This window comes from Tenacibaculum maritimum NCIMB 2154, assembly GCF_900119795.1.
In the GTDB taxonomy this organism is placed as follows: Bacteria; Bacteroidota; Bacteroidia; order Flavobacteriales; family Flavobacteriaceae; genus Polaribacter; species Polaribacter maritimus.
In genome coordinates this window covers 2,220,116-2,239,045 of record NZ_LT634361.1, presented here as the reverse complement: position 1 = coordinate 2,239,045, position 18,930 = coordinate 2,220,116, and the positions used below count along the sequence as shown (strand labels likewise).

At 30.9% G+C, this 18,930-nt stretch carries 22 protein-coding genes; 18 read left to right on the top strand and 4 right to left on the bottom strand.

Translation table 11 applies throughout. The annotated features are described in order from the left end of the window. The first annotated feature begins 72 nt into the window (after positions 1–72). Positions 73–1,074 (top strand): ligand-gated ion channel, encoded by a 1,002-nt coding sequence (locus MARIT_RS09970; protein WP_024741447.1) that lies wholly within the window; start codon positions 73–75, stop codon positions 1,072–1,074. 190 nt (positions 1,075–1,264) lie between these two features. Here the strand turns inward: MARIT_RS09970 and coaD are convergent, their stop codons facing one another. Next, the gene (gene coaD, locus MARIT_RS09965) at positions 1,265–1,723 is read right to left on the bottom strand and encodes a pantetheine-phosphate adenylyltransferase (protein WP_024741446.1); all 459 of its coding nucleotides are present in this window, start codon (positions 1,721–1,723) and stop codon (positions 1,265–1,267) included. An 89-nt stretch (positions 1,724–1,812) separates the two neighbouring features. After that, positions 1,813–2,781 (bottom strand): D-alanine--D-alanine ligase, encoded by a 969-nt coding sequence (locus tag MARIT_RS09960; protein WP_100211438.1) that lies wholly within the window; start codon positions 2,779–2,781, stop codon positions 1,813–1,815. 92 nt (positions 2,782–2,873) lie between these two features. On the opposite strand from MARIT_RS09960, the gene MARIT_RS09955 reads away from it, so the two are divergent. From MARIT_RS09955 to MARIT_RS09890, 14 genes are all read left to right on the top strand, one after another. Next, entirely contained in the window at positions 2,874–3,428 is a 555-nt protein-coding gene (locus MARIT_RS09955; protein WP_024741444.1) for a PASTA domain-containing protein, read from the top strand. A 50-nt stretch (positions 3,429–3,478) separates the two neighbouring features. Next, a complete protein-coding gene (locus MARIT_RS09950; RefSeq protein WP_100211437.1) occupies positions 3,479–4,513 on the top strand; it encodes an RluA family pseudouridine synthase in 1,035 nt (344 codons plus the stop codon). A gap of 272 nt (positions 4,514–4,785) precedes the next feature. Beyond that, positions 4,786–5,556 (top strand): DUF6503 family protein, encoded by a 771-nt coding sequence (locus MARIT_RS09945; protein WP_024741442.1) that lies wholly within the window; start codon positions 4,786–4,788, stop codon positions 5,554–5,556. A gap of 131 nt (positions 5,557–5,687) precedes the next feature. After that, positions 5,688–7,346, top strand: a complete 1,659-nt coding sequence (locus tag MARIT_RS09940; protein ID WP_100211436.1) for a sodium:solute symporter — start codon at positions 5,688–5,690, stop codon at positions 7,344–7,346. A gap of 729 nt (positions 7,347–8,075) precedes the next feature. Further along, positions 8,076–8,933: a hypothetical protein gene (locus MARIT_RS09935; protein WP_157926247.1), complete on the top strand. Its 858-nt coding sequence runs from the start codon at positions 8,076–8,078 to the stop codon at positions 8,931–8,933. A 31-nt stretch (positions 8,934–8,964) separates the two neighbouring features. Further along, complete coding sequence (locus MARIT_RS09930; RefSeq protein WP_157926246.1) at positions 8,965–9,453, top strand: hypothetical protein; 489 nt, start codon at positions 8,965–8,967, stop codon at positions 9,451–9,453. Next, positions 9,447–10,001, top strand: coding sequence for a hypothetical protein (locus MARIT_RS09925; RefSeq protein WP_100211433.1), 555 nt, complete (start codon positions 9,447–9,449; stop codon positions 9,999–10,001). The genes MARIT_RS09930 and MARIT_RS09925 overlap by 7 nt, the downstream gene beginning before the upstream one ends. Positions 10,002–10,012: 11 nt before the next feature. Next, a complete protein-coding gene (locus MARIT_RS09920; protein ID WP_157926245.1) occupies positions 10,013–10,567 on the top strand; it encodes a hypothetical protein in 555 nt (184 codons plus the stop codon). Further along, complete coding sequence (locus tag MARIT_RS09915) at positions 10,561–11,127, top strand: hypothetical protein (protein ID WP_100211431.1); 567 nt, start codon at positions 10,561–10,563, stop codon at positions 11,125–11,127. Before MARIT_RS09920 ends, MARIT_RS09915 begins: the two co-directional genes overlap by 7 nt. A gap of 11 nt (positions 11,128–11,138) precedes the next feature. Then, positions 11,139–11,672, top strand: a complete 534-nt coding sequence (locus MARIT_RS09910) for a hypothetical protein (protein ID WP_157926244.1) — start codon at positions 11,139–11,141, stop codon at positions 11,670–11,672. Beyond that, positions 11,666–12,229 (top strand): hypothetical protein, encoded by a 564-nt coding sequence (locus MARIT_RS09905; protein ID WP_100211429.1) that lies wholly within the window; start codon positions 11,666–11,668, stop codon positions 12,227–12,229. The genes MARIT_RS09910 and MARIT_RS09905 overlap by 7 nt, the downstream gene beginning before the upstream one ends. Beyond that, positions 12,223–12,777 carry a hypothetical protein gene (locus MARIT_RS09900; RefSeq protein WP_100211428.1) on the top strand — a complete coding sequence of 185 codons (555 nt, stop codon included), beginning with the start codon at positions 12,223–12,225 and terminating at the stop codon, positions 12,775–12,777. The genes MARIT_RS09905 and MARIT_RS09900 overlap by 7 nt, the downstream gene beginning before the upstream one ends. After that, the gene (locus MARIT_RS09895; protein ID WP_100211427.1) at positions 12,771–13,334 is read left to right on the top strand and encodes a hypothetical protein; all 564 of its coding nucleotides are present in this window, start codon (positions 12,771–12,773) and stop codon (positions 13,332–13,334) included. Before MARIT_RS09900 ends, MARIT_RS09895 begins: the two co-directional genes overlap by 7 nt. Positions 13,335–13,345: 11 nt before the next feature. Beyond that, positions 13,346–13,888 carry a hypothetical protein gene (locus MARIT_RS09890; protein WP_157926243.1) on the top strand — a complete coding sequence of 181 codons (543 nt, stop codon included), beginning with the start codon at positions 13,346–13,348 and terminating at the stop codon, positions 13,886–13,888. A 45-nt stretch (positions 13,889–13,933) separates the two neighbouring features. Here MARIT_RS09890 and MARIT_RS09885 read toward each other — a convergent pair whose 3' ends face one another. Both MARIT_RS09885 and MARIT_RS15765 read right to left on the bottom strand, forming a co-directional pair. Then, complete coding sequence (locus MARIT_RS09885) at positions 13,934–15,817, bottom strand: TonB-dependent receptor plug domain-containing protein (RefSeq protein WP_231975215.1); 1,884 nt, start codon at positions 15,815–15,817, stop codon at positions 13,934–13,936. A gap of 23 nt (positions 15,818–15,840) precedes the next feature. Further along, a complete protein-coding gene (locus MARIT_RS15765; RefSeq protein WP_197706275.1) occupies positions 15,841–16,290 on the bottom strand; it encodes a carboxypeptidase-like regulatory domain-containing protein in 450 nt (149 codons plus the stop codon). Between the two features lie 811 nt (positions 16,291–17,101). Here MARIT_RS15765 and MARIT_RS09880 point away from each other — a divergent pair. From MARIT_RS09880 to MARIT_RS09870, 3 genes are all read left to right on the top strand, one after another. Next, a complete protein-coding gene (locus tag MARIT_RS09880) occupies positions 17,102–17,704 on the top strand; it encodes a hypothetical protein (RefSeq protein WP_100211425.1) in 603 nt (200 codons plus the stop codon). Between the two features lie 74 nt (positions 17,705–17,778). Beyond that, entirely contained in the window at positions 17,779–18,114 is a 336-nt protein-coding gene (locus MARIT_RS09875; protein ID WP_024742564.1) for a hypothetical protein, read from the top strand. Between the two features lie 161 nt (positions 18,115–18,275). Next, positions 18,276–18,743, top strand: coding sequence for a hypothetical protein (locus MARIT_RS09870; RefSeq protein WP_100211424.1), 468 nt, complete (start codon positions 18,276–18,278; stop codon positions 18,741–18,743). Positions 18,744–18,930: the final 187 nt, after the last annotated feature.

Genomic DNA, 18,930 nt, shown 5'->3' with positions numbered 1-18,930 from the left:
GTAGGATTATTTAAAGTGGCAATAGTGCATTTACGTACTTAAAAATCAACAATATTTAACTTAGTAAATAGTATGAAAATTAGAAATGTATTTTTTATTGGTTTTTGTTTCTTTTTTTTTAATTCGTTATTAGCTCAGGCAAAGCAAGTAACAATAGAACTTTATATAAATAAGATATATGATATAGAAACGATCAATTCGACTTTTCAAGTTGATGGATATTTAGTTCTAAAATGGAAAGCTAGTAAAGCTGACATTAAAAATACAAAGTTTACAAAAGGTAGTGCTATATATTACGCTAATCAAATAGAAGAATTAAAAAAGGACTTTTTTTGGATGCCTGATATAGAATTTATGAATAAGCTAGATGACGTTATTATAGATAATAAAGTTTTAACGATTGGAGAAGATGGCTTTGTTGTATTTAGAAGGCGCTTTAATTGTTCTTTTCATTCTAAGATGAATTTAATTACATTTCCTTTTGATACACAGGTTTTTGAAATAAATTTTGAATCTTTTTTATACAAAAAAAATGAGCTTGTATTTGTGGATCCTGATTTGTTTTATGACGCATCTTTTAGTAGTATAGATCCTGAATGGAAAATTAAAGAACACTATGCTAAGATAAAGGTAATGAAATATAAAGGAGGTTTTTTTGAAGGCTCAAATAACAAAGAAGATGCGTATTCTAGAGCGTCCTTCGTAATTAAATTTAAAAGAAAAGCAGGTTATTATTTATGGCAAGTTCTTTTTCCTTTATTTTTGATAGTATTTTCATCTTGGGTTATTTTTTGGATTAAATCCTATACAGATCAATTGAATATCGGATTTACTTTGTTGTTAACCGTAGTGGCATTCAATTTTTTTTCTAATTCCCTTTTACCTAAGTTGCCATATAATACGTTTTTAGAGTCTGTTATTATTCTTAGTTACATTTCTATTACCAGTTCAATTATATTACTAGTGTACCGAAATATTGTAGATAATAGAAAACTATTGTCTTATTTTAAATTAGGATTCCCCTTTATTTTTATTACAGCGATAGTAGTTCTTGTACTTGTTTACTTTATGTAGGAAAGTTTTAAAATATAAAAGGAAGTAATTTATCCAAACTCTGTTGAGCTATATGTTGATTTCAATAGCAATGCGGAGTTTGGATTTATTGCGTCGTTTTTTTTCGCTAAAAAATCAAAAAAAAGCCCAAATCCTATAGGTGGAATTTGAGCTTTAATAATTTAAGTTTTTATAAAAAGAATCGTATTGTTTATTGACGATTAGAAACAGCATCGGGAATTAAAAGAGACGCATCTCCACCATTACGCATAACATCTCTAACAATAGAAGAACTGATAAAAGAAGTTTCAGCACTCGTTAATAAAAACACCGTTTCTATTCCTGATAACTTACGATTAGTTTGTGCAATGGCCTTTTCAAATTCAAAATCGGCAGGATTTCGAAGCCCGCGCAAAATAAAATCAGCATTCATTTTTTTACAAAAGTCAACGGTTAACCCTTGGTACGTTTCAACCGTTATCTTTTGTTCTTCAGCAAAGGCATTTTCAATAAAAGCTTTGCGCTCTTCAATAGAAAACATATATTTTTTATCGGTATTTACACCAATCGCAATTACAATGGAATCAAATAGAGGTATTGCTCTCTTAATAATGTCTATATGCCCTAATGTAATAGGATCAAAAGAACCTGGGAAAACTGCTTTTTTCATGTCTGTTAGTCTCGTTTAATATTCTTCAAAAAAAAGAAGAAAAGGATTATGATATAAAAGTAAATAAATTACTGTATATATTGAAATACTTAGGAAGTTTCAATAGCATTTCCAAATAAATCAGCTAAACTAATATTGGCAGCTTTTGCTTGTTGTGGTAAAATACTTTCTTCGGTCATTCCAGGCACTGTATTCATTTCTAAAAAATGAGGAACTCCGTCAACCAAAATATATTCAGAACGAGAAAACCCACGCATATTTAAAGCAGTATATACCTTTTTAGCAATTTCTTGCACTTTTTGAGTAGTTTCTTGAGTTAATTGAGCAGGTGTAATTTCTTTGGATTTTCCTTCATACTTAGCCTCATAATCAAAAAAATCATTTTCAGATATGATTTCAGTAATAGGGAGTACTTTTGTAGCTCCTTCGTATTGAATAACACCGACAGAAACTTCCTTGCCATCCAAAAAAGACTCTATCAAAATTTCACGATCCTCTTGAAAAGCCTTTTCTATAGCAGGAAGCATTTCTGCTGCTTTATGTACCTTAGAAATTCCAAAGCTTGACCCAGCATTATTAGGTTTTACAAAACAAGGAAGCCCTACTTTGTCTATAATTTTAGTAATATTAATAGCTTCTCCTTTATTAAGGTAAACAGCAGTAGCAGTAGGAATACCGTATTGTTTTACAGCACTTAGGCAATCTCTTTTGTTAAAGGTTAATGCCATTTGGTAAAAAGGAGCTGAAGTATGTTTCATTCCTATCAAATCAAAATAAGCAAGAAGGGCTCCATTTTCACCAGGTGCTCCATGAATAGCATTAAACACGCAATCAAATATTATTTTTTGATTGCCAAGACTAAAAGAAAAATCATTTTTATCAATAGCATACTCATTTCCTTGGTCATCTAAAGCAACCCATTTTTCAGTAAAAATAAGCACCCTATAAGGAGTATATAGCTCTTTATTTAAGTGATGGTAAACAACATTTCCGCTTTTTAAAGATATTTCTACTTCCGAAGAATACCCTCCCGTGACAATGGCAATAGTTTTTTTCATGATTAAAATTTGGTAATAGCAAATTTATCAAAATATAAGTTGAAAGACCAACGTTTAGTTTTTATATATTTGTGCAGCTAAAAAAAACAACTATGAGTTTTATACAGTTTATAAAAAGTAAATTATTTTTAAAACAATTAGTCATTGCATTTGTAGGACTATTGTTATTTGTTTTCGGATTACAGTGGTGGTTAGGAAATACAACCAATCACAACCAAAAAATACAGGTGCCTGACTTGCACAAAATGTCCTTAAAAGAAGTACAACAAAAATTAGCAGAGCTTACATTAGATTTTATAGTACTTGATTCCGCAAGCTATAATCCTGCTTACCCAGCAAAATCGGTAATAGAACAGAATCCAGAGGTAGGAGATTTGGTAAAAGAAAAACGTAAAATATACATCACCTTAAATCCGTCAAAGTACAGAGATATTGAAATCCCAGATTTAAATGGACGTACCAAAAGGCAAGCCACTACGCATTTACGCTCTATAGGTTTTTTAGTAGGTACCAACTATAGCTATGTAAAAGATATAGGAAAAGATGTTGTAAGAGGGCTAAAATATAAAGGAAAAGAATTAAAAATAGGAGGAAAACTACCCAAAAATAGTACAATAGATTTGATATTAGGTGATGGAAATCATTAACCACGATATCATATCTTACAATAATTTGATAAAAGAGTAAGCAGAATTTTATGCAGGAAGATACGAATAAAGAAATAGAAAATGATGATTTATATGAGCATTATAGATTTACTGCTAGTGAAGGGCAGGTGCCTTTAAGAGTCGATAAATTTTTAATGAATTTTATAGAAAATGCAACCAGAAATAAAATTCAGCAAGCAGCAAAAGCAGGAAACATATTAGTAAATGATGTTGTTGTAAAGTCAAATTATAAGGTAAAGCCAAATGATGTAGTACGCGTAGTACTTTCGTATCCGCCTCCAGAAAATTTATTAGTGGCAGAAAACATTCCTTTGAATATCGTATATGAAGACGATGCTGTAATTGTGGTAAATAAGCCAGCAGGAATGGTAGTGCACCCTGGGCATGGAAATTATTCAGGTACTTTGGTTAACGGGCTTATTCATCATATAGAAAATTTACCAAGTAATAGTAATGAGCGCCCCGGCTTAGTACATAGAATAGACAAAGATACCAGTGGGTTATTAGTAGTTGCTAAAACAGAATTTGCCATGGCACATTTATCAAAGCAATTCTTTGATCGTACTACTGAACGCTTATATTATGCGCTTGTTTGGGGGAATATTGAAGAAGACGAAGGACGCATTGAAGGAAATATTGGGCGAAGTTTTAAAAATCGTTTGCAAATGGATGTTTTTCCTGAAGGAGATTATGGAAAGCATGCTGTTACACATTTTAAAGTATTAGAACGATTGACTTATGTTACCTTAGTACAATGTAAATTAGAAACAGGTAGAACTCATCAAATAAGAACACATTTTAAGCATATTGGGCATACACTTTTTAACGATGAACGTTATGGAGGGCATGAAATTTTAAAAGGAACTACTTTTACAAAATACAAGCAGTTTGTTCAAAATTGCTTTAAAACATTGCCAAGGCAAGCCCTGCATGCAAAAACATTAGGGTTTACGCATCCGGTAACAGGTAAGTTTTTACAATTTGATTCAGAAGTACCAGACGATATTACTACTTGTTTGGAAAAATGGAGGACGTATTCAGCGCATTCAAAACATGATGATTAGTATTGTTTGGTTATTTTAAAAGCTCGTTTTATAATCGTAGTAATTTGAAACTATTTTTAAAGAAGAAAAGACTTTTATTTTTATAGTTATCAATTGATAAATTAAAATTACAGTCATTTAAACTTTTTCTGATGCCTACAAATTGGTTTCACTTTTCCCCTAATTTTAGCTTCCAAGCAAAAAGTTTAAATGACTGCATTATTTGTTAGTTTTCATTGTAAGTTTATTATTGAATTCCGACCGAGTGTTTAATAAAACATAATAATCATACAATGAAAAAAATAACTGTATTTATAATAGTAGCTATGATAGGCTTTGCATCTTGTGCTAAAAAAGAAAAAGCAACAGCAAAAAAGGAGCAACAAGCAACAGAAGCTAATGTTTATAAAGGGTATCCAGAGGCTTTAGTAAAAGTATTTAAAAAACATGGTGGGTTAGCAACTTGGAAACAAAAAAAAGTACTGTCTTTTAGAAAAGGAGATGAGGAGCATACTACTGATTTATATAGTAGAAAAGCATTGATAGCGGGAACTGATTATACAATTGGTTTTGATGGAAAAAAGCCGTGGGTACAGCAAAAAGATACTGCTTCTTTTAAGGGAAATGCAGATTTTTATTACAATTTGTATTTTTACTTTTACGCAATGCCGTTTATTTTAGCGGATGATGGTATTGTATATGAAGAAGCTGCACCGATTACTTTTGAAGGAGTTAGCTATCCTGGAATTAAAATTTCATACAATAGTGGAGTAGGAGTTTCTCCTGAAGATAATTATTACTTATATTACAATCCTAAGACTTATCAAATGGAATGGTTGGGATACACCGTTACATTTTTTAGCAAAAAAGCAAGTGATACTGTAAAGTTGATAAAATATGGAGCATGGACAGAAGTGGACGGAGTATTGTTACCGAAGTCAATGACATGGTATAAAAGAGATGAAAATGGAGCTCCATTAGAACCAGCAAAGGAGCCTACTGTTTTTGAAGAAATAACATTGAGTAAAACAGCTTTGACAGACGATTTTTATAAAAAAAGATAGTGTACTAATACTATGAGTGGACAAAAATATATTTGGAAAAAAGAATATACAGCCGTTTTAATAGCTAATGTAGTGTACATATTATTATTTTATGTAATTACAAATTATTTCACCTTATAAAATTTCTAGAAATGGAATTATTAGATTGGATCGTTTTATCTATTACACTAGTATTTATTGTAGGATACGGAACTTATGTAACTCGAAAAAATGCAAGTGTTGACGATTATATAAGAGGTGGGAATGATACTAAATGGTGGACCATAGGGCTATCGGTAATGGCCACTCAAGCAAGTGCAATTACTTTTTTATCAACCCCAGGACAGGCATTTCATAGTGGAATGGGGTTTGTACAATTTTATTTCGGGCTGCCAATTGCCATGGTTGTTATTTGTATGGTGTTCATACCTATTTATCACCAATTAAAAGTATATACAGCCTACGAATTTTTAGAAAACAGATTTGACTTAAAAACTCGTACCCTAGCAGCGTTCTTGTTTTTAGTGCAGCGCGGTTTGGCAGCAGGAATTACCATTTTTGCTCCTGCAATAATTTTATCAGCAGTATTGGGTTGGAATTTGATAAGCTTAAACATCATTATTGGAGTTTTAGTAATTATTTATACAGTTTCAGGAGGTACAAAAGCGGTAAATGTTACGCAAAAGCAACAAATGATTATTATTTTTTTAGGAATGTTAATTGCTTTTTATTTGGTAATGCAATACCTACCTAAAGAGATTACATTTGTAAAAGCGTTGGAAATTGCAGGAGCAAGTGGAAAAATGAATGTATTGGATTTTTCATTTGATTTTAGCAATCGTTATACTGTTTGGACAGGGTTAATTGGAGGAACTTTTTTAATGCTTTCTTATTTTGGTACAGATCAAAGCCAAGTACAACGATATTTATCAGGAAAATCAGCTAGAGAAAGTCAATTGGGGTTGATTTTTAATGGATTGCTAAAAGTGCCAATGCAGTTTTTTATTTTATTAGTAGGGGTAATGGTATTTGTATTTTACCAATTCAACCCTTCGCCATTGAATTTTAATCCGAAAGCTAATGAGGCGGTCTATTCATCAGCGTATGCAACAACCTATAAACAACTTCAAGAAACGCATCAAGAAATAGAGCAACGTAAAAAAGAGTTACTGCTTAATGGAATACAAACCAATGAATTGGTTAGTATAAAAGCTTTAAATGAACAAGATGCTGAAGTTAAAGATGCGGCAAAAGAAATCATAAAAAAGGCAGATGCTTCTGTAGAAACAAATGATAAAGACTATGTGTTTATTCATTTTATATTAAACAATTTGCCTAGAGGTTTAATAGGTCTTTTACTAGCGGTAATTTTATCTGCAGCAATGTCATCTACCGCTTCTGAGCTAAATGCCCTTGCAAGTACTACGGCTATTGACTTGTATAAAAGAAATGTAGCGGCTAATAGGAGTGAAGAGCATTATGTGAAAGCGTCAAAATGGTTTACATTAGGTTGGGGAATTTTGGCAATTTTAGTAGCTTGTGTAGCTAATTTATTTGACAACTTAATTCAGTTAGTAAATATTATAGGTTCTATTTTTTATGGAAATGTATTGGGAATTTTTTTACTTGCTTTTTTTGTGAAATTTGTCAAAGGAAATGCCGTATTTATAGCCGCAATCATTACTCAAATACTTATTGTATTGGTTTGGTATGTTGATTGGTTGCCTTATTTGTGGCTAAATTTGTTAGGTTGCGTTTTGGTAATGGGAATTGCTACCTGCATACAGTTATTTCAAAAAAAAGCGCCATAATTTACTAGTAAAATGGCGCTGTTTTTATAATAAAAGAAGGGGGTAAGTAAAATAATAATGCTTTAGGCAAATGGGGCTTTATTTTTCCTCTAAGAAAAAAGAGAAAGTAAGCTTCTTATAAGGGTAAAAAACTCCTTGTTGAAATATACGAATAAAGAATAGATAGGCCGGCTATTCCATGTTTTAATAAAAATAATAAAATTGCTCAATAACTTGTGAATACACCAAGAAATAAGGATACAGTAATGGTGTTATTGAGCATAAAAATCATGCTGTTTTTAAGTTAGGTGAAAGAAGCCTCGTTTTTACAAAATAAATTTTTTTGGCATAGTGCTAGGCATCAATTTTGAATGTACTCTTTTTGAAAACAAAATTCTACTGTTTTTTTTACGCAAAAGATTGTTTTTTTAGGTGTTTTTTCTACTGTTTTCTACTTGATTTATAAAAAAAAAGCTACGTAATTTTACTAGGTTTTGGCTCGGTGTTTTTACGTAGCTTAAAATTCAACATGTTAATAATCAGGGTTTTTGGTTTTAGGTTTCTTTTTTTTATAAAAAATATGAAAATAATTTTAATCTTATTTTTAGTAGCTTTGTTACAGCACCTTACAGCTCTTTTTTTTGATCATTTTGATTTTAAGATTCGTTTGTTTCTTGTTTTTTTGTTTTAGTAAAAAGAAATAAGTTAGTAATGGTGCAAAAATGAATGCCATGTAAAAAAAGAACACGTATGATTACATTTGATTTAAGAGATTGCCGAAGTCTTATTCATGAAATAGAGAGAGAGACTTCTCCTGATTACAAAAAAGTTGATAAACTAGGATTCCGTTTGGATAGCATTGCTGCCACTGTGCAAGGAAAGTTACCTCATGAACTTTTGAATATTGGTAAGTTTAGTAGTGGAGGGCCTGATTTTCAATTTTCTCGAAGTAAAAAACCCAACAGTGCTTTGGTAAAAACCTTGGTAGCTCCTACTCGTTTTATGAGCGATGCTTATTTGGCTTTTGATTTAGAGTTGACCTTAAAGACAGGAATTTATGCAGGGGCTTATTGGGAAAAACATATAGATCAGGCGGATGCTGCTTATTATGCCAAGGATTTTGTAAATCATTTTATGACCAAACAAGGAGAAATGTGGTATGATGATGGAGGTCTTTCTCATGCAATCAAACATTCTCCTGAAGGACAAAACCTAATAAAGCAAATATCTACCGAGTTTAAAGAGTTGATGTTTGCTTATGGAGGAGATTTTGCGAAAGTAGGGTTAAAAGAGAAGGATTATAGAACTCCTAGTTTTTCATGGAATTCTAGCCCTACGTTAAAAATTTTAGTAGGAGGTACTCAAAAACTCATTGTCAATTTGTCGGCAATTTTTTACAATCCTAAAAAATGCAATTGGGCAGCCTTAATTTCTGTTGAAATACGAGACGATTTTGGAGTTACGGAAGGCGATTTGACGAAGGCTTCTCCTGCTGCTAAATTAGGGATTGGAGGATTGACTGATATGTGGGTACTGCAACACCAACGTGGGAAAAAGCCATTTACTTCGGTGTTTAACTTTTCATTTTTTTGCTATGGCGACTATTAGATTTTTTCCCTTTTTTATTTTTTTATGCTTATTGCTTGCGTGTCAACCCAAAGACAAAAGCCTTAAAATATACCATTTAAAACCAAATCTTGTTCATGTAAATAAAGATACGGTTGGTGTATATGGATGGTATTCAAAAACTAGAAGTGATTTTTTTGCGATAAAAAACTTTGATAAAGAGAACGAAAAACATAAAACTAAAGTAGATAGCTTTGTGGTAAATTATATCCAAAAAGACAACTTTTTATATAAAAATAAAAATACAAGGTGGTTTTTAACCTTTTTTGAGTATGGTGATGGGATTGATGAAAATACCAAACATGCATATAATACGGATTATACCATACATACGTTATTTGCCTTTGAGAAGCAACAAATTGCTTATTCTTTTAATTCAAGATATGAAAAGGGATATAAAAAAGTTAATTACTATTTTAAGGATGGAGATTCCATAGTGCATGAAGATAGAAAAATAATATCAGACTACTTTAAGGAACATCCAATAAAGGAGCCATGGTAAAATTAGCTAATATAAAACATTTAAAAGAGGTGATTTTTTATGGGGTGTTTATAATGATATTATTGCTTGAGTGCCAACCCAAAGACAAAAGTCTTAAGATATACCATTTAAAACCAAACCTTGTTCATGTAAATAAAGATACGGTTGGTGTATATGGATGGTATTCAAAAACTAGAAGTGATTTTTTTGCGATAAAAAACTTTGATAAAGAGAATGAAAAACATAAAACTAAAGTAGATAGCTTTGTGGTAAATTATATCCAAAAAGACAGCTTTTTATATAAAAATAAAAATGCAAAATGGTCTTTAACTTTCTTTAAGTATGGCGATGGGATTGATGAAAATACAGAGCATCGGGTAGATACTGACTATACGATGCATACATTATTTGCTCCGAAGAAAGAAATAGCTATTTATACATTTGATAGTAAGATCGGGTATCGAGGGTCTTTTTATTGGATAAATCAAGAGAACTTTGAGTCTAATGATGAAAAAAGAAAAATAATATCAGATTACTTTAAGGAACACCCGATAAAGGAGTCATGGTAAAATTAGCTAATATGAAACATTTAAAAGAGGTGGTTTTTTATGAGGTGCTTATAATGGGCTTATTGTTTGCGTGCCAACCCAAAGCCAAAGACAAAAGTCTTAAGATATACCATTTAAAACCGAATGATATTAGTGAACTTCCAGAGTATAGGGAAAATAAAAGGTATTACGAATTACTTCGAAATGATTTTTTTGCGATAAAAAACTTTGATAAAGAGAACGAAAAACATAAAACTAAGGTAGATAGCTTTGTGGTAAATTATATCCAAAAAGACAGCTTTTTGTATAAAAATAAAAATGCGTATTGGTCGTTGGTTTTTTTTAAGTATGGTGATGGGATTGATGAAAATACCAAACATGCATATAATACGGACTATACCATACATACGCTATTTGCCTTTGAAAAGCGGGAAATCTATTATTCTTTTGAGTCTAATGATACTTATTATCAGAAAAAATATAAAACCACTGGTTACTATTTTAAAAAAGGAGATTCAGTGGTAAAAGAAAAAAGAAAAATAATATCAGACTACTTTAAGGAAGATCCAATAGAGGAGCCATGGTAAAATTAGCTAATATAAAACATTTAAAAGAGGTGGTTTTTTATGGGGTGCTTATAATGGGCTTATTGTTTGGTTGCCAATCCAAAGACAAAGACAAAGACAAAAGTCTTAAGATATACCATTTAAAACCGAATCTTGTTCATGTAAATAAAGATACGGTTGGTGTATATGGATGGTATTCAAAAACTAGAAGTGATTTTTTTGCGATAAAAAACTTTGATAAAGAGAATGAAAAACATAAAACTAAGGTAGATAGCTTTGTGGTAAATTATATCCAAAAAGACAGCTTTTTGTATAAAAATAAAAATGCGTATTGGTCGTTGGTTTTTTTTAAGTATGGCGATGGAATTGATGAAAATACAGAGCATCGGGTAGATACTGATTATACCATTCATACATTATTTGCTCAAAGAAAAGAAATATGTAATTTTTATTTTGACAGTAGAGTAGGGTATATTGGGTCTAATTATTGGATTGAGTACTCCCCTAAAAAAATAGATAAGAATAGGAGAAAAATAATATCAGATTACTTTAAGGAACACCCAATAAAGGAGTCATGGTAAAATTAGCTAATATGAAACATTTAAAAGAGGTGGTTTTTTATGAGGTGCTTATAATGGGCTTATTGCTTGCGTGCCAACCCAAAGACAAAGACAAAAGTCTTAAGATATACCATTTAAAACCAAACCTTGTTCATGTAAATAAAGATACGGTTGGTGTATATGGATGGTATTCAAAAACTAGAAGTGATTTTTTTGCGATAAAAAACTTTGATAAAGAGAACGAAAAACATAAAACTAAGGTAGATAGCTTTGTGGTAAATTATATCCAAAAAGACAGCTTTTTGTATAAAAATAAAAATGCAAGGTGGTTTTTAACCTTTTTTAAGTATGGTGATGGGATTGATGAAAATACGGAGCATCGAGTAGATACTGATTATACCATTCATACATTATTTGCCTTTAAAAAGAGAGAAGTTGTTTACTCATTTGCTTTAAGAGATCATATTCCTACATATTATTTTAAAGGAGGGGATTCCATAGTGCATGAAGATAGAAAAATAATATCAAATTACTTTAAGGAACATCCAATAAAGGAGTCATGGTAAAATTAGCTAATATAAAACATTTAAAAGAGGTGGTTTTTTATGGGGTGCTTATAATGGGCTTATTGTTTGCTTGCCAATCCAAAGACAAAGACAAAAGTCTTAAGATATACCATTTAAAACCGAATGATATAGGTAAATTTCCTCATTATAAAGAGAATAAAAAATATTATGAGTTGAGTAGAGATGACTTTTTTGTAATAAAAAACTTTGATAAAGAGAACGAAAAACATAAAACTAAGGTAGATAGCTTTGTGGTAAATTATATCCAAAAAGACAGCTTTTTGTATAAAAATAAAAATGCAAGGTGGTTTTTAACCTTTTTTAAGTATGGTGATGGGATTGATGAAAATACCAAACATGCATATAATACGGATTATACCATACATATGTTATTTGCCTTTGAGAAGCAACAAATTGCTTATTCTTTTAATTCAAGATATAAAAAGGGATATAAAAAAGTTAATTACTATTTTAAGGATGGAGATTCCATAGTGCATGAAGATAGAAAAATAATATCAAATTACTTTAAGGAACATCCAATAAAGGAGTCATGGTAAAATTAGCTAATATAAAGCATTTAAAAGAGGTGGTTTTTTATGGGGTGCTTATAATGGGCTTATTGTTTGCGTGCCAACCCAAAGACAAAAGCCTTAAGATATACCATTTAAAACCGAATCTTGTTCATGTAAATAAAGATACGGTTGGTGTATATGGATGGTATTCAAAAACTAGAAGTGATTTTTTTGCGATAAAAAATTTTGATAAAGAGAATGAAAAACATAAAACCAAAGTAGATAGCTTTGTGGTAAATTATATCCAAAAAGACAGCTTTTTATATAAAAATAAAAATTCAGAATTTTCTTTATCCTTTTTTGAGTATGGCGATGGAATTGATGAAAATACGGAGCATCGGGTAGATACTGATTATACCATTCATACATTATTTGCTCAAAGAAAAGAAATATGTAATTTTTATTTTGACAGTAGAGTAGGGTATATTGGGTCTAATTATTGGATTGAGTACTCCCCTAAAAAAATAGATAAGAATAGGAGAAAAATAATATCAGATTACTTTAAGGAACACCCAATAAAGGAGCCATGGTAAAATTAGCTAATATAAAACATTTAAAAGAGGTGATTTTTTATGGGGTGCTTATAATGGTATTATTGCTTGCGTGCCAGTCCAAAGAAAAAGACAAAAGTCTTAAGATATACCATTTAAAACCGAATAGTTTATATATAAAGAAGGACACGGTTGGTGTATATGGATGGTATTCAAAAACTAGAAGTGATTTTTTTGCGATAAAAAACTTTGATAAAGAGAATGAAAAACATAAAACTAAAGTAGATAGCTTTGTGGTAAATTATATCCAAAAAGACAGCTTTTTGTATAAAAATAAAAACACTTATTGGTCGTTGGTTTTTTTTAAGTATGGTGATGGGATTGATAAAAATACCAAACATGCATATAATACGGATTATACCATACATACGTTATTTGCTTTTGAAAAACGGCGGTGCTATTATTCTTTTAGTTCGAGATTCCAAAAGGGGTATATAGCAACGGGTTACTACTTTAAGGATGGAGATTCAGTGGTAAAAGAAAAAAGAAAAATAATATCAGACTGCTTTAAGGAACATCCAATAAAGGAGTCATGGTAAAATTAGTTAATATGAAACATTTAAAAGGGATGGTTTTTTATGGGGTGCTTATAATGGGCTTATTGTTTGCATGCCAGTCCAAAGAAAAAGACAAAAGTCTTAAGATATACCATTTAAAACCGAATGATATAGGTGAATTTCCTCATTATAAAGAAAATAAAAAATATTATGAGTTGAGTAGAGATGACTTTTTTGCGATAAAAAACTTTGATAAAGAGAACGAAAAACATAAAACTAAAGTAGATAGCTTTGTGGTAAATTATATCCAAAAAGACAGCTTTTTGTATAAAAATAAAAATGCAAAATGGTCTTTGACTTTCTTTAAGTATGGCGATGGAATTGATGAAAATACAGAGCATCGGGTAGATACTGACTATACGATGCATACATTATTTGCTCCGAAGAAAGAAATAGCTATTTATACATTTGATAGTAAGATCGGGTATCGAGGGTCTTTTTATTGGATAAAGCAAGAGAACTTTGAGTCTAATGATGAAAAAAGAAAAATAATATCAGATTACTTTAAGGAACATCCAATAGAGGAGCCATTTTAAAGTTATTTAATATCAGGTTGTTAAAACGTTGTATAGGCAGTCACATTAAAAATCTATAACGATACCTATCACAGGAATAGGTGCATTATTACTCGCTTGTATTTTTTGCAATGTTCTAGGGGATGTTACCATTCCGTTAGCATCTCGATAAAGCCCAAATTTAGGAGCTTTCGGAATATCTTGAAAAAGTACGTTCTGTATTTCAAGAAATAAGTTTAAAGAAAGTTTACTAAAATTCCATTTTTTATCAATTCTAACATCAGCCTGAGAAAACACATTCAGTTTTTCTTCCCCCAAACGATCATAATCCAAAAGAATATCAGGATAAACAGGTGTTGAAGCCTCCACATTTACTGGAACAAAAGGCGTTTTTCCCGCAAATCGCCATCGAGAACTTAACTCCCAATTACGAGGCAGTTTATATCCCCCCGTAAAAGAAATAAGATGCCTACTATCCCAAACAGACGGAAGGTATTTGTTGGAATTAAGACCTGTAAATTCGCTATAAAAAAGCGTATATGACAAGATTCCATAAAAATTACGGGTCAATTTTTGTTGAAATAAAAATTCCAAACCATAAGCACGCCCCTTACCAACCATAGCAATTGGTTCATTACCCAATACTTCAAAACCAGCTCCTTTATTAGCTAATGACACTCCATCTCTTATAGAAACAGGATAATCGTCGTAATTTTTATAGAATCCCTCTAGTGAAAGACTTACCGATTTGCTAAACGCTTTAGATAGCCCCAGTACATAATGATCAGAACGCGTATAATTGCTATATTGATTCACCAAAGCTCCTTGCTGGTTTTTAAATCCCAAAATCGTATAAGGAGCTATTTTAAAATAACGACCCACAGAAGCACTCATTTTCCAAGTATCTATAAATTCATAAGAAACAGCAATTCTTGGAGAAAAAGTATCCAAAAAACGCGTACGAGTAAACGTATCTGCATCCACCCTAAACCCCATAGAAACATCCAATGTATTTGCTATAAACGATTTGGTAAGGTTGGCAAAGGCACCATATTTAAAAAAACGAATATTACTATTGTAATGCAAAGCATTTCGTTCGTCAAAAGTCGTATTCTGATAGTTTGAAATTTGAGCATTAAAACCTGTTTTTAATGTAAAGCCCTTAAAAAACGAATGGTATGCAAACCGCAGTTTTGTTTCTTGTTCAACAGCATCATTTACAAAAAAAGGATCTTTTTCATTTTCATTATCCCCAAACCTTGTAAACGTATTTTGCAATCTATTGTTACTTAAAACCGTACGAATAAAGTTAGCACTATGTTGAAAACGATGCTTCCAAGAAAGCCCTATCGTATTTGTTTTTTGCTCAATAAAAGGAGCTTGCTCTAAGGTTGCCTGCTGCTCTTGGTCAAAATTAGCAGGAACTTCAACAGAAAAATCATCCACACTACCAAGGCCTATAAGATGCAGTTCATCATTTTTTCCCAATTGGTGAGTAACCTTATATTGATAGTCCCAATAATTAGGTCGTATAGGCAAGCCAATCAACTTAAAAAGAAATTCAAGATAGCTACGTCTTACAGAAATTAAGTAACTAGTATTACTTTCTTTAGCATCCGATTTAAATAAAGGCCCTTCTAAAGTAAGCGCCGTTTCGCTAGCACTTACCCTAACATTGCCAGCAAATGTATTTCTATTACCAAAACGTTGGTTGAATTGTAAAACTCCAGAAAGCGGATTTTCATACTGAGCACCAAAAGAAGAACTTGATAAATTTACATTTTCCATAAAAGAAACATTTAACAAACCAACAGGGCCACCAGCACTTCCTTGCGTACTAAAATGATTGATGTTAGGAATTTCAACCCCATCTAAATAATACACCGTTTCATTAGCACCGCCACCCCGAATAATTAAGTCGTTTCTAAAACCACCAGGCGAAGGCGAAATACCAGGTAAAGATTGGGCAACCTTTACGATATCATTATTTCCCCCGGATAAGTAGCAATTTCTACCGCAGAAAGTTTTTGAAAAGAAACCGGCGTTTCTTTTGGTTTGGATACCTGGCTATTTTTGATAAGAACCTCATTCAGTGTATTACTACTTTCTTTTAATGTAAAAGTGAAAGGTTGATTTCCAACAGATTTTACAATAATATTAAACGCTGTAGTAGCTTCAAAACCTACATAACGAGCAGTAACATTATACGTATTCGGTACAATATTTTCAATAATAAAAAGACCATCAATATTGGTAGTAGCTCCTTTTTCGGTACCCTCTAAAATAGCAGTAGCCCCCACCAAGGGAAATCCATACGCATCATAAATATACCCTCGGAGTTTTCCCATCGCATTTTGAGAAAAACTATTATGACATAAATATAATAGGAATATAAAAACGGAGTAGTATGTTTGTTTTTTCATAAATCTCATACAATAAAAATGACCAATTGGGTGACTTAAGTATTTTAAAAGTTAGAAGATATCACATGTTTTTATTCTTTAAAATAAAAAGTTGCAATTACTTCACTAGCTAAGATAAGGTTTTTGTTTTTTATACATAGAAAATTACACTATTTACAAACTAAAACATGGTATTACTAGCGCAACCATTATATAAGTACTACCGTAATTTTGCCTTGTTTTTTTCTCTAAAAAGGAAGCAGCATTTAGTTTATAAACCTAAAAATTCCTCTATCCTCTCCAAATACTATGATAAAAATCCCAGTCCCCTCATAAAAAAAATGGATGATTATCTTAACTTAAAAATATAACCCATTGATTTTCAACACAAATCTGTACAAACTTTTTTAAGTATGTCTAAAACTTTGTACAGCAAACCAACTCCAAATCTTGTACAGTGTTTTTGCGAGAGAAAAAAACGTTGTACAAAAAATGAAGTTAACATCTTGTACAGTGTTTTTACGAGGGAAAAAAACGCTGTACAAAAAACGAAGTTGAAATCTTGTACAGCGTTTTTACGAGGCAAAAAAACGCTGTACAAAAAATGAAGTTGGACTACCTAATAAATTTGGGACTAATTTGATCAAGCCGCTTTGTTAAACCCCATTCTTGTTTTGACTTCCATACTACTTATGAAAATACTCGCGGATTTTCAATCCTAAGTTTTTTCTTAGAAAATTTATTCCTAAATTCACGCAAAAACTAATAGCCGAGAACGTTACAAATAATACAGAACGAGATTATGGGATATTACTCAAAGTATACCGACAGAATGGATATTCATATTGAAGAAAGTCGAGGAACAATTTTAATAAAACAAAAATGGCGATACTTTTGGTTTAATTCTATGAATACTTCAAGGTGGACATATTCGGAAAAACAAAAATTCCATAAAGAAGTAGATAATTTAATTTGGAATAGTTGGGGTGAACACTTTTTTTTAAAAGTTAAAGGAACTTCTGATTTTGCAATAAGAAATATAAAGAAAAGATGGGATGTAAATTTTGATATTGAATGGGTACAATATGGAGAACATTGGAAAGTTAATGTGAAAAAAAATCCTTCAAAGACATTCATGAAAAGCAATGTCAAATGGTATTCTAAAGAAATGAACTTAGATACTTTAGATACATCGAAACAAAAAAGAATTATTCAAGGTAAAAACTATTTTCAATATCCTGTTGTTCATGAATTTGGACACTCCGCCGGAAATTCAATTGCTGTAGGTCATGGTGACGAATACAACTCATCTTCCTATTCTATGGATAAAAACAGTCTTATGAATGTAGGTGATGAATTAAGAGATCGTCATTTAGATTTTATAATATCAGAATTAAATACAATGATAACAAGATCTACCTTTAGCAAATATTAATTATGGTAAAAAAATATATTATTTGTTTGTCTTATTTGATTCTTAGTTGTGACAACATCTCTAAAAATTCTAAAATGAGAAAACAATTACCAAGCAACATATTGGAAGATATTGAAATAATGGAAACTCAAGATAGTTTAGTTTTTAATGACTTAAAGGTTTTAAATAAAATAAAAGCAGTTGAAAAATATGGAAAACCTTTTAAATATGATAGTTTTATTTTAAATGATGGACCAACTGAATTTAGAATAGAGTTACTTAATATTTATTCGAAAGAGGAAGTATTAAGTAATACAATAAAGATAGAAGAATTAACATGGGAAAAAGATAGTTTGAATTTTATAACGGTTTGGTATGATGAAATGACACCAAAAGACATATATGTTTGGGATAAAAGAACCGAATTTTAGATGAAGTACTATTTGTAACAATGGCTATAAGTACTTGCTACTTCTCGACTACTTATGAAAACCCGAAAGGATTTTCAATCCTAAGTTTTTTGTTATAAAATTTATTCCTAAATTCACGCAAAAACTAATAGCCGAGAACGTTGACTTTAATTCTAAAAAAAATGAAACAACCAGAAACTATTATAAAAAAGATTGTACTATTAAGCGTAATTCTTATTATGTCTTCTTGTGCTATAAAACCACTAGTTTCAGAAAAAAAATATGTCTATTTACCATATCAAGAAGTTAATTTAGACAATCTTGGAAATGGAAGAATAATGATATACAACGGACATTATTATTGTCCTGTTATAACTTGCGGAACTACAACTAAAGTAAATGTCCTTGTGAATGATAAATCTTTCGGACAAATAAATTATGGTGAATATTTCATAGTCGATATTGGAACAGGCATTAAAAGTTTTCATCTTGAACACAAAGAAATTTTTAAAATGAAAAGCAACCACAAAATAACTATCGATGACAATACTAAAGTTTTAAAACTTGAACCAACAGATTTTTCTCATAAACTAACAATAACAAATGAATTACCTGAAGATTTACCTAACTTTAGACAATTGATGAATTAAAAAACTAAAGCCAACAATAGTAACCGTTGTACAAGCCTATAATTTTACGAAAATAGATATAAAACCAAGCCCTTTTTAGGGCTTTTGTTTTTTTAGGAGACCTTCAAAAACTAAAATAGAATGAGCTCAAAACCAACCGCTGTTTGTTTTTAAAGAGGTTTGTATTGAATAAAATCAAAAATGATAC